Consider the following 11,574-nt stretch of genomic DNA (forward strand, 5'->3'; position numbering starts at 1 on the left):
TGCTCGTTGGCCGGAGCCGTCACCACCGTGTGCGCCACCCCCGTCTGGGCGTCCATGATCGTTCCCCGGCTCAGTCGCAGGCCTTGCCGCTGCAGGTGAGAACCGATCTCCTCGAACAGCGCCTCCCTCAGACCATGCTCCTCCAGCCGATGACGGAACTTCAGAATCGTCGTCTCGTCCGGCAGCGGCCCCGTGAGCTTCAGGCCCACGAACCGCCGCACCGACTCCACCTCATAGAGCAGATCCTCCATCCCCGGATCGCTCAGGTTGTAAAACAGCTGCACGCAGTGAACCCGCAGCATCGTCGAGAGCGGGTAGGGACGCCGGCCCCGTCCCGGTTTCGTGATCAGGACGTGAGAAAGGGACAGTCACCTTTTCATGCGAGAGAATCGCGAGAGAATCGTGACCGAGTTTCAGGTGAACGACAAACAACATAAGCATGAGAGAAACTATAAGAATTTCTCCGGCGAGACAACATTATGCCTACGGTATTACAAAAACGCATCGAATCGTATAGATGTTGGAGGCATCCACTATGGGATCGGAAAAGAAAAAGAAGAAACGAGCCCTCCATTACGCACACGATATCCGCAAGTTCGAGATTGACCTTTACTGGAAACGGTCTGCGTACTTTTGGGCGTTCAACGCTCTAGCGATTGCTGGGTATGGGACTCTCCTCGTCCAGGACAGCAAAAACGAGTTTGAACACTTGACATTCCTGCTTTCCAACGTGGGAGTTGTGGCTTCTGTCGCCTGGTTCCTAGCAAACAAAGGAAGCAAGCATTGGCAGGAGCAATGGGAGACTCACATAGAAAGATTGGAGAATGACATTACCGGGGCGCTATACAAAAAGACTTTCAAACGGGATCCGGAGTGCAGGTCACAATCTGAAAAATCGTGGATTACAGATTCCGGTAGATTTTCGGTGTCCAAAATCAATCAAATGGGCAGCGTCCATGTGACCATCGTTTGGATCGTTCTTTTGGCAGAGTCATTCCCTTGGAAATTATTCTACCTCACGGTTGACTCGTGGAAATACGTGGTATTCATCCTACTAACGATTCCAACTCTATTAGCTCTCTTGTGGTGCGGGAGAACCAGAAACAAATGCTATGACTATGACGTACAAACTCGTCGCGTCGAATGTAGAAAATACCTACCCTGTCCCTGTCACATCTGCCAGAAGAAATCTTGACGGTAACGGATGAAAAGGACCCCATGAGAATCGCACAATTGGAAATAAAGAACTATCGAAGTATCAAACACCTGTCCATCAATTGTGGCGACCTCGTCACGTTGCTCGGTCCTAACAACCACGGAAAATCTAATCTGCTCACCGCGCTTGAATTTGGATTGACCACATCGGCAAAACCCGTTGAGCTAGATTTCTTCGCTGGTCGTGCAGGACCCAAGAAGGGGACTGTCATTTCCTGGTTTTTCTCCGCTCTTGCCGTAGAACTTTCCGAGAAGCTGACAATCACTTTCTTTCTGAGGTAGTTGCTGCTAGTACTCGACAGAGATGACCTCAAAGTTCTGCGACATCACTAATGATTCCATCTACTTCATCTTTGTGAGCTTCAATCGTGACCTTGGCTCTCAGTTCGTTCAACAGATCTATTGCTTTGGCCTTAGGTGTCTTCTGGAATAGTTCCGATCGAACACGGTCATTGTCGCGAAACATACTTGCAAGCCCCATAATTCTTTTGGTATTTAATGTTTCGATGAATCCGCGTAAATATATATGTGACGAAGAGCGACCCCAGTAATTGCCACACCATACAGCGAGAATTTCTTGATACACTTCGGTGAAGGCAATTGACGGAACATGCGGACCAAATTGCTTCAGCGTTTTCGCAGCTCTGTCCTCAGATACCCACCCGTAGCTCATGTCTTTTGCGTCAGCCAAATTCTTTGCTGCTCGCCTGTAAATGGCAGCACGAGCCCCGTCTGGAATGTAGTTGATGCCGGAGACTCTCGTGAGGAAGTCAAGAATACGAATGGCTGCACCCGAGTCGCCGCTTTCATCTGACCCTGGATCCAGTTTATATTTGTGGTATCGCAGTCCTGCAGTTTTTCTCAAATCGTCATTTGCCCGTTTCCAAACCAAAGGAAAGAGTTCTGCAATATTCGTAAGGTTGGGATCTTCTCCCTTACACAGGAGATCAAGCATAAAGCCAAAGGCCACCTTTATGTCTGCCCTACGCAAACCGTTAATCTGATCGGCCAAAAGGTCTATTTGTTGATTTTCCAAGCGTGATTTTCGTATGGGATCAAACAATCCTGACACCGAGTGGCCCGGATCAGGGAGAGGCGTTTCAAAAAGATTTTTCTGAAGAATCAGGACGAGTCCAATTACATCTTCTTTCTCAACTTTGTGATCACTATCGTGGGCAGGTGAAGCATGATTCCGCATCCAATTGATCATTTCCAGCGATTTGCCAGCCTTTTTGTTTAACAATCCCAAGTTAGTCGCGCCTGAAATCAATGTAAGGTCGTCCACGGCCGCCCATCTTTCGGCCAGAGTCTCGCCTTCCAAGTCGTATTTTTTTCGGCCGGGTTCCTCTTTTACGATAGACTGAAATAAGTCGACGCCATATGCTTCAATTCTCCTTCGAAGATTGGAGACGGCTGCGTTCCAGATGTCCAAGAGCGCATGATCATAGAATCCGGCATCGAAGAGCTTTCTAGCTTGAGCAAGGAATCCTGCCTCCCGCCTGACTACCGCGGGAAATTCAGATTTCTTGGCGGGGTGAAGTATGGCTGGCACATGATCTTCCATAGCAAGTCCTCACTAACCTCTAGCCCAGATACACCACCAGAAGTATAGACAAAGATGGCTTTCTGCGGCTTCTTTAAAAAAGGCTTATTAAGAAGGATTGACAACACGCTTCTCTTCTATCAAACTCTGCTCATGATGAAGTGAGCGAGTTACAAGACACCCGGCAAGGTCCACCGCGAAGGATTGACACTCATCCGACTGTTGGAGATGTTCCCCGACGAGGGATCCGCCGTCCGTTGGCTCGAGTCTATCTATTGGCCGGAGGAGCGATGCTGCGGCCACTGCGGGAGCGTCCGAACCGGGACGGCCACCTAACGGAAGATGCCCTACTCGTGCACCGAATGCCGCATTTATTTCAGTGACCGCACCGGAACCGCTCTGGCCCACTCCAAGATTCCACTGCGCAAGTGGGCCGTGGCGATCTACCTGAAAATCACTAGCCTTAAGGGTATCAGTTCCATGAAGCTGCATCGGGATATCGGAGTCATCCAGTCCGCCGCGTGGCTTATGCTCCATCGCATCCGCGAAGCCTGGAAGTCTCCCGGCAACGGGAAACCCTTCGACGGGCCCGTGGAGGTTGATGTGATTTACTTCGGCGGGAAGCGCCGGAACATGAGCATTAAACAGCGGCAGACTCTGGCCGGAACTGGCCGGGGAACCGTGGGCAAGACCGCCGTGGCCGGGATCAATGATCGACCCACGAATCAAGTCCAGGCCCCCGTTGTCGCCAACGCAAAATCCGAGACCATGTGCTAGTTCATCATGGAGCATGCCGAAAGGCCGGAGACCAACGTCTGCACCGACAACGCTCTCAACTACCACGTCCTACCGAATCATTATACTGTCAAGCACTCCGTAGGCGAGTACGTCAGGGGACAGGCCCACACCAACGGCGTCCAGAGCTTCTGGTCGATGCTGAAGCGTGCTTGCACCGTGACATTGCATAAGCTCAGTCCGAAGCATCTTGACTACTACGTCCGGAAGTTTGCGGGGAGGCACAACCTGCGTGATCGGGACACCCCACGCGTCTCGAATACGCGAGGACGCATTGCCTTGATCTGCCAGAATGGTCTCCAAGGGCGGGATTGTCGAAAGAGTCGGTACCAGTCGCAGGCGCTGGTGAATCAGCGCGGCGTTCGACAGGATCAGCGACCCTACAAGTGCGGCGGCACGCAGATCCTTGTCCTTGGTATTCGGTAGCGTCAGGGCGTTTGCGACGACTTCGGCGCAATCCTGCACGTAGAGTAATTTTGCCGCTTTGCGAACAGTCCATTCGATCTCATCGGCGACCCGCTGCCTGGACAGGTCGGTGTTTCTAAGGCTATTCGCAAGGTCTGCGACAGTTCCTTCTCTCCACGTTGTTTTCGAGTCCGTGCGGCGCACGGGGGCAAAGGTAATGGAGGCACTTGCAAGCGCGTCCTGCGTCTCGTGTGCCGAGACGGAGGCGTCCCTCAGGTTACAAGAATAACAGAGCCCGAATGCAAGTGAACGGGATGCACCATGCAGGCGGGATCGAGCTTGATTGGCAGCCTTCCGTCGGTTGGCGGGAGAGTCTCCAATCTTTGCTTCAACCAAGATCGGAACTGGATCCGGCACGCCGGAGTGAGTGACCGTGATATCGATGGCAGACCTCGACGTACGCATCTCGGTTGTTGCGCTGATGCCGTCGAAGCTGTCAAGAAGCAAGCCGAGGTAGGAGTTTAGAACCTCTTCGCGTAGGTGGGGCACTCTATGATTTCGTCCTCACTATTTTTTGCACGAGAGCAATCAGTATTGGGGGTTCCCGTCCCTGCCGCAGTGCCATTCTCCGGAATCCGATGACTCGAAGCGTTGCTCCACCTGGACCGGTTCGGCCAAGGGGATTAAACGCTCCAAGTCGAATTCACGATTGAGCACCAAGCAGAAAAGTTCCGGAGCCTCGCGGTAGCGGACCGGATTGACCAGCAGGTGACTCAGGCTCTTAATGCCCTTCTCCACCCGGTCCTCCGAAAAAGCCGCCGGGTCCACTGCAGTGCCCAGCAAACCCACGGCCTGGGGCTAGAAACCCTGGGCTTCGATCCGCGCCGTCGTGGCGGCGTGATTGTCCAATAAGGCGCAGTCCTGTGACTGCTCATCCCAGATTCTCGGAGAGTCAGGGATGACTATGGCCGGCGTTCCTTGTAGGCCCGAGCCCATTCTCGAAGTTCGAGAGGCGCGTGTGGCAGGATAAGCTGCGCGCGTTTCCGAATAAGGATCGGGTTGCTGTCCGCGTAAGGAATCGTAGAGTTCCATCCGCAGGTGCCTCGAGAGGAAGAACCATTGAAATCAACCATGACTGCCACCTTGCTGCGACTGGGCGACTCAACATCACGCAATCTGGAGTTCACGCACTGTCCCGACGTCTGGGTGAGCTACGGAGAAGAGACCATAACGGAGAGCAATCTTCTGGAAATCAGGCGGCGGCATCCAGAGCTTGTACGTATTCGCACCTTCCCGAAGCGCGAGGAAGCGAAGAGCGGAGCGGACTGGGAGTGGCACATCGTCGGGCGCAGGCGAACAATCAAGATGCAGGTACAAGCAAAGCGGGTGCAGCGCAACGGCGTCCTGAAGGTCAGACACAAAGTGAAATCGTCCGGCAGACAACAGCGCTGCCTTCTCATTTCCGGGGTCGGCCTTGCCGGAATGAAGCCGGTCTACTGCATCTACAGTACGGAACAACAGCGAACGATCTGGACACAGCCCAAGGGACGGCCAAGTTACCGGACTTTCCAGACTGGATGTTTGATTGCCGACGCGGGGGACGTGCCACTCTCCACCAGAAAACTCGATGAAGTCGAGCAGAAGTGCATACCTTGGCACTATCTGTTGGAACCAACCGTCTCGATGCAATGGAGGTGGGAAATCGCCGAGGTGGACTATATGCATCTCGTTCAGTTCGTTTCTGTCGCAAGTCGGCATGTGCCGCTTGCGGGGGACGATGAGGTAGTGGGACCACCTGAATCCTCGGGGTGGAACGCCCCTACGATCGATGACCTCAATCAAGACACCAGACGGTATTTCGATAGGACGGGGGTTGAGGAAACAACGGCAGAGGATAGGGCTAGGCTTGAGCCCGAGAGCGATAGCGGTCAACGGGTCTTTCGGTACGACGGCGAACGGCTCCGAGAACTAGGCATACGCCGCATGATGGTTATGGATATTCGCGGCAAATCGGAGACGGACGAGCAGACCGAATGGTAGGAGCCTGGATGACGCCACAACTTCGCTTGAGTGTCCAAAGCCGACGATTGGGCGTCGAGAGTCCGGCGGTCGACAAGTCCGACTACGTGGCTGCCTGCATGTTGGGTCGAACGGCGGTCATCGTTAGCGCGCACGACCAATTGTCCGGACGTGAGAAGGGGACGGTCACGTTCTCTCCGCTACGCCGGATCAAGAAGAAAGCTCATCTTCGCACCCACGAAATACCTGGATCGCGATTTCCTCCACAAGTACCGGATCGACTTCCAGCAGTTACCCTTTCAGATCTACAAGGCGATCGAGAGCCTGGAACAATGATCCTGAAGGAATACCAGAAGCGGACGCTGGCGACGGTCCAAGGCTTCCTTGAAGCGCTCGCGACGTGGCGGGAGAAGGACAGGGCGGCGCGAAGCCAGGACCCCGAATGGGGATTCGACTGGGTGGAGCGGGCATGGAGCAGGACTGTGGCCGGGCGGCCCTACCATCCCCGCCGCAACGGACTCGGCGAGCGGCTTCCCGCCTTCTGCCTCAAGATCCCCACCGGTGGCGGCAAGACGCTGCTCGCGACGCGGGTGATCGATCTCTTCAATGCGCACTACCGTCAGAGCCGGCGCGGCTTGGTGCTGTGGATCGTGCCCACGACGCAGATCTACAACCAGACACTCAAGGCGCTCAAGGACCGCGACCACCCGTACCGCCAGCAACTCGATCTGTCGTCGGGTCAGCGCACCCGAATCTTCGAGAAGACCACGGCTTTCGGTCCGCGCGATGTGGCCGAGAACCTCTGCATTCTCCTGCTCATGCTGCCATCGGCCAACCGGAAGACGAAGGACACGCTCCGGATGTTCCGCGACAGCGGGGCTTCGACCGGTTCTTCCCCCCGGACGACGATCCCTCCGCCCACGCCGAATTGCTGGAGGAACACCCCAATCTGGACACCTTCGACCAGACCACGGGCTTCTGGGGCCGTTACGTCAAGACTTCCCTGGGCAACACAATTCGGCTGCTGCGGCCGCTGATCATTCTTGACGAGGGACACAAGGCGTACAGCGTCAATGCGAAGGCGACACTCGAAGGGTTCAACCCCTGCATGATCGTCGAGCTCTCAGCCACTCCGGCCAAGGGCGCCAACGTGCTCGTCGAGATCCTGGGACGGGAGGTCAACGCCGAGGAGATGATCAAGCTCGACCTGCACATCCGCAACAAGGCGAGCAGTGACTGGCGCGACACGCTGCTGGAGTCCGTCGCACACCGCGAGACTCTTGAGGCCAAGGCACAGCTTTACGAAGCGGAGTCCGGGACCTATATCCGGCCCATCTGTGTAATTCAAGTGGAGAGAACCGGCAGAGAACAAAGGAAGCTCGGCTACGTTCACACCGACGATGTGCGCGACTACCTGCTCCAGCACCCGGGAATCGGCCCGGAGCACATTGCGGTCAAGACCAGCACGAAGGACGAACTCAAGGAGGTGGACGACGTTGGCGGCCTGATGTCCCGCGACTGTCCAATCCGCTTCATCATCACCAAACAAGCGCTGCAAGAGGGCTGGGACTGCCCGTTCGCCTACGTCCTCACCATTCTCACCAACCCGATGTCGAAGACGGGCATCACGCAGTTGGTGGGACGGATCCTGCGGCAGCCCTACGCACGCAAGACGGGAGTGCCCTTTCTTGACGAGAGCTACGTATTCTGCTTCAGCCGCCGGGGAAACGAACTACTGAAGGAAGTCCGGAAGGGATTCGGGCTGGAAGGGCTGCAAGGCCTCGAAGGGAGGGTCGTGTCCGATATCGGCGGGACGCGCCCGACGGAGAAACTGGCGACCCGGCAGTTGGCGCCGTATCGAGCGGCGGCGCGAGATCTCGTCCTTCCCGCCTTCATGATCTGGGATGTGGACGGCTGGCGTCTGGTCCACTACGAGGCGGACATCCTTTCGCGGTTGCCCTGGGACGACATCGACCTCTCGGCGCTGGCCAATCTGAAGCTGGACGAGGGGAAGGGCGAAGATGACCTGCTGCGGACGAACCTGACCGGCGAGGTACGTGTTCCCGTGCCGGAGGTGGCGAGCGGCACTTATCCCGGTAACCTCGAAGACCCTGACGACGCCGACTCGGCCAACGGCGGCGATCCGGTGGACTACTTTTTCGCGGCCAGCCACCTCCTGGACCTGGTTCCCAACCCGTGGCGGGGACGCGATCTGGCCCGGCGCACCTTTGAGGCCCTGCTTGAGCAGTATCCCGCCGAGCGCGTGGCCGCCAATCATGTCTTCGTCCTAGAAGAATTGCGCCGAACGGTCGAGATGGAACGGGACCGTCTGTCGCGCGAGGTCTTCCGTGATCTCCTGGAGTCGGAGACGATGCGTTTTCTGGTCGTCGCGGAGGATCTCGACTTCAATCGCCTTCCCGCCGAGATCGAAGTTCCGAAGGCGAAGCAGGCGAACCGGGAGGACGGCAGCCCCTACCAGCGCAACCCTTTCGACGTCGTCACGGAGGACGATCTCAACCAGTTCGAGAACAAGGTCGCGACCTACTTGGACCAGCAGGCGCGGCTCTTCTTCTGGTACCGCAACCGCGCCCGCAAGGACTATTACGTACAGGGATGGAGGCCGCGGCGGATCTACGCCGACTTCATCGTGACGCTGCGGGATGACGAGCCCGGGGCGGACGACGGATTCCGCCAGGTGTTCGTCGTGGAGACCAAAGGCGTTCACCTGAAGGGGTCGGAGGACACCGAATACAAGCGATCCGTCTTCGACATCTGCGGCGAGCACGCCCGGAAGGCCGATTGGGCCGAGTTCGTGCCCGCGATGCGGAGCAAGGTAATGCGCTTCGAGGTCGTGGATGAGGACGAGTGGCAGGCGCGGCTGAGGGGGATGCTGTATCGGGGAGAGGGTGAAGGGATTGGGCAAGCGAGCGCCTCGGCACCTCTCACCCGGAGGTGATCGGCAGGAAGTCCTGGCCGGAGTGGCCTCAATCTGTTACCCAGCCGCCTTCCGATTCTCAGGCTCGGAGTGATCATCATGGCATTTCATGGCAGGGGTTACGAAACTGGTCCCCGAAGACGGGTAACAAGCAGACACTGAGCGCTTGGAAGATCTGACGGCGGCTTTGGAGGGGCTCCCCTGGGAGCGATCCAACTGATGTGCAGCAACCCGGAGACAATCTCGGCCGGAGTGCCCCGACTCACGCGGGCTTTCTCCGTTCCGGTCGGGGCCTATCCCAACCTGGGCTACAATCCCACCGGCCCCATCGTTAACGGACCCATGTTGACCAACCAGAGGCCCAGCTTGGGGCCGGATATTCTGCAGAACGCCGAATTCTATCCCTCACGGATGGCCGAGTTCGCCCTGAGCTGGAAACGGATGGGAGACCAAATTCTTGGTGGTTGCTGCGCCTCGGGGCCCGAACACATCAGCGCCATGCGGCCGGTGATCATAAGGCAGACCAACGAGAAGGGGACAGTCACTTTCCTGTCCCGATCTACTACTACCGATTTTTCGTGGCTCGGCCCGGTCTCTTCATCCCAAAGAGATAGCCAGCAACGGCGGCCAGAATGGTTCCCCCTGTCCCATCGATATGTGATGTGACGCTTAGAATCACAGTTCCGCCGATGAGCCAGGCGAGACCCACAAACTGGATGACCCTTTGTCCTATTCCCTTCGGCTTTTTTCCCGGGCGGTGGCGAGTCCACAGGCCTCCCGCCAGCGCGCCCAGCATGAGGACCACCATTGTGATGATTACAATGCAGACGTGGGTCTCGTTCATTCTCACCCTCCCCCAAATTTGGCACCAAACGGACGCCCAATACGGAACTGTAGCGCATCATCCCGGACCATAGGTGGAGATCCGGATCGGACGATCAAGCGGCAGTCGGGCGACCGGGCCCCATAAAGAACTCCCGCATGGTAACCGAGTAGGGGACAGTCACGTTCCTGCCCCGTGCTCTGTGAAGTTACCCCTTCTTCTTGGGGCTCGCTGTAGTGCATTAGGTTCAGTCGTCCGAATGCTCAACGCAGAATTGGATATTGTAGTCCCCCATGATTCCTGGCCCTTCTACAGTCGGCTTGCCGTTACCAGAATACGGAAGCTTTAAGGAACCTTGAAAGAGCAACGAATCGTCTTGGGATATCTCTCCCACTACGACCGACGTCGCCTCCTTCGCTATCCCCAGAGCAGGCCCAAGAGGCCCGGCAAGGGTCCCGGGAATCGCCTTCAAAATAGGCAGGAGTTTCTCCCAAGCGTCCTTCCGGTTTACATCGAATACTTTGAATTGGATAGCGGTCAACTGCCTCGCTCGAACTTGGAACACTAGGTTATTCCACGCGCCAACACGGCACATGTCAAACGTGGGCGGAGGATCTTTCTGTTCATTTACGCCTTTCTTGCGATCAGCACGGACGTAATTCAGTTTCTCGTTTTTTTTAGGGTCGCATTCCCAATAGTCGACCGCGTTCGGCAAGATCACGTCCAGCTCGCCCGGTTTGCCGTCACGATCAACAAAGCGGAGTGCGGCCAAAAACCGGAAGTTGGCTTTGTTCCCCTTCAGAAGCTTTGGAAAGGTGAAGCCCGTGAGTCTAATTGTGTGCAGCATGCCTCCTCCTCTGAACGCATCAGAACGTCCCACCCGGACACGCCGCGCGGGCACTTTTTGGCCCAAATCCTAGCACACTGGTTGAGCGAGAAGAGGACGATTACGTTCTCACCTGGTTTGGGAAGACTCCTATGTCCACTTGCATACCTGTTCAAGGGATCTATGTTTCCTGACTCAACCAGCTGGAACTCTGGGTTCGGTCTGATCAGCCAGCGGGCGAACAAGCGGGCTTCGTTCCGTGACGTGACCCACTTGAACGTGACCCACTTGGCGCGGACCATCAAGGAACTCCCGGAACGCTAAAACCAGCACGAGAAACCGTTCGTATGGGCCGCAGCCTCCCAGTCGATCATCGACAAGGTGGAGCGCCTGTTTACAGGTATTTGCGGGACATCACACCAGTTTTGGGCCTATTAATTCCCCATGGAGGGTTTCTCCTGCGTGATCACGCCGGGTCAGTTGTCCATTGACGTTTCCAAGATCAAAGTAGGCATTCTCCAGGACTCCGCTTTTCCCCTTCGTGCGGTGTTAGTACGAGCTGTCGAAAATGTACCATCTTACCTCCGAAAGAAGCTCGCTGGAGGGAATCAGTTTTGTTCCGAGGATCGACCCCATTCCATGATTAGGACTTGGCCGAACTCGACAATGGAACGAAGCGGGCCACGATCATAGGTTTCGGGAGAGAGGGTCTTTATTGGTTCCACGTCGGTGTGAAGTCGTCTGTTGTAACAAAAAATTTGATGGTTATCGGTCCGCGCCTGTTATCCTTCAGCAGCGGTGGTTAGCTTTTCGAGTTACGGGGCTCCAAACGCCGATTGACCGAGCAATTCGAAGGAAAGAACTGAGGGAGAAGGCTATGAGCGACAAGACTGGACATGGATACCTCAACGACGATCACGGTCATCCTTCGTCGATGCGACTGATGAGCATGATCGCACTCATTGCGGCGATCACATTCGGGTTAATTACGCTGCTTCATGACAAAGCGAATG

At 56.1% G+C, this 11,574-nt stretch carries 9 protein-coding genes and 2 pseudogenes; 6 read left to right on the plus strand and 5 right to left on the minus strand.

From position 1 onward, the window contains the following. A pseudogene (locus OXT71_14400) lies at positions 1-329 on the minus strand (transposase). An 889-nt stretch (positions 330-1,218) separates the two neighbouring features. Here OXT71_14400 and OXT71_14405 point away from each other — a divergent pair. Next, on the plus strand, positions 1,219-1,497 hold the full coding sequence (locus OXT71_14405; GenBank protein MDE2927584.1) for an AAA family ATPase: 279 nt from the start codon (positions 1,219-1,221) through the stop codon (positions 1,495-1,497). Between the two features lie 28 nt (positions 1,498-1,525). On the opposite strand, the gene OXT71_14410 is transcribed toward OXT71_14405, so the two are convergent. Continuing rightward, positions 1,526-2,779, minus strand: coding sequence for a hypothetical protein (locus tag OXT71_14410; GenBank protein ID MDE2927585.1), 1,254 nt, complete (start codon positions 2,777-2,779; stop codon positions 1,526-1,528). A gap of 321 nt (positions 2,780-3,100) precedes the next feature. On the opposite strand from OXT71_14410, the pseudogene OXT71_14415 reads away from it, so the two are divergent. Further along, positions 3,101-3,979, plus strand: a pseudogene (locus OXT71_14415) (IS1595 family transposase). Between the two features lie 567 nt (positions 3,980-4,546). Here OXT71_14415 and OXT71_14420 read toward each other — a convergent pair. Continuing rightward, entirely contained in the window at positions 4,547-4,756 is a 210-nt protein-coding gene (locus OXT71_14420) for a hypothetical protein (GenBank protein ID MDE2927586.1), read from the minus strand. 333 nt (positions 4,757-5,089) lie between these two features. On the opposite strand from OXT71_14420, the gene OXT71_14425 reads away from it, so the two are divergent. From OXT71_14425 to OXT71_14440, 4 genes are all read left to right on the plus strand, one after another. Next, the gene (locus OXT71_14425; protein MDE2927587.1) at positions 5,090-5,998 is read left to right on the plus strand and encodes a hypothetical protein; all 909 of its coding nucleotides are present in this window, start codon (positions 5,090-5,092) and stop codon (positions 5,996-5,998) included. A gap of 150 nt (positions 5,999-6,148) precedes the next feature. Beyond that, positions 6,149-6,313, plus strand: a complete 165-nt coding sequence (locus OXT71_14430; protein ID MDE2927588.1) for a hypothetical protein — start codon at positions 6,149-6,151, stop codon at positions 6,311-6,313. Next, positions 6,310-7,014: a DEAD/DEAH box helicase family protein gene (locus tag OXT71_14435; GenBank protein MDE2927589.1), complete on the plus strand. Its 705-nt coding sequence runs from the start codon at positions 6,310-6,312 to the stop codon at positions 7,012-7,014. Before OXT71_14430 ends, OXT71_14435 begins: the two co-directional genes overlap by 4 nt. Next, complete coding sequence (locus OXT71_14440) at positions 6,906-8,933, plus strand: restriction endonuclease subunit R (protein MDE2927590.1); 2,028 nt, start codon at positions 6,906-6,908, stop codon at positions 8,931-8,933. The genes OXT71_14435 and OXT71_14440 overlap by 109 nt, the downstream gene beginning before the upstream one ends. Positions 8,934-9,477: 544 nt before the next feature. On the opposite strand, the gene OXT71_14445 is transcribed toward OXT71_14440, so the two are convergent. Beyond that, positions 9,478-9,756: a hypothetical protein gene (locus OXT71_14445; GenBank protein MDE2927591.1), complete on the minus strand. Its 279-nt coding sequence runs from the start codon at positions 9,754-9,756 to the stop codon at positions 9,478-9,480. A gap of 226 nt (positions 9,757-9,982) precedes the next feature. After that, positions 9,983-10,582 (minus strand): hypothetical protein, encoded by a 600-nt coding sequence (locus OXT71_14450; GenBank protein ID MDE2927592.1) that lies wholly within the window; start codon positions 10,580-10,582, stop codon positions 9,983-9,985. Between the last annotated feature and the right edge of the window lie 992 nt (positions 10,583-11,574).

Source organism: Acidobacteriota bacterium, from assembly GCA_028874215.1.
In the GTDB taxonomy this organism is placed as follows: Bacteria; Acidobacteriota; UBA6911; order RPQK01; family JAJDTT01; genus JAJDTT01.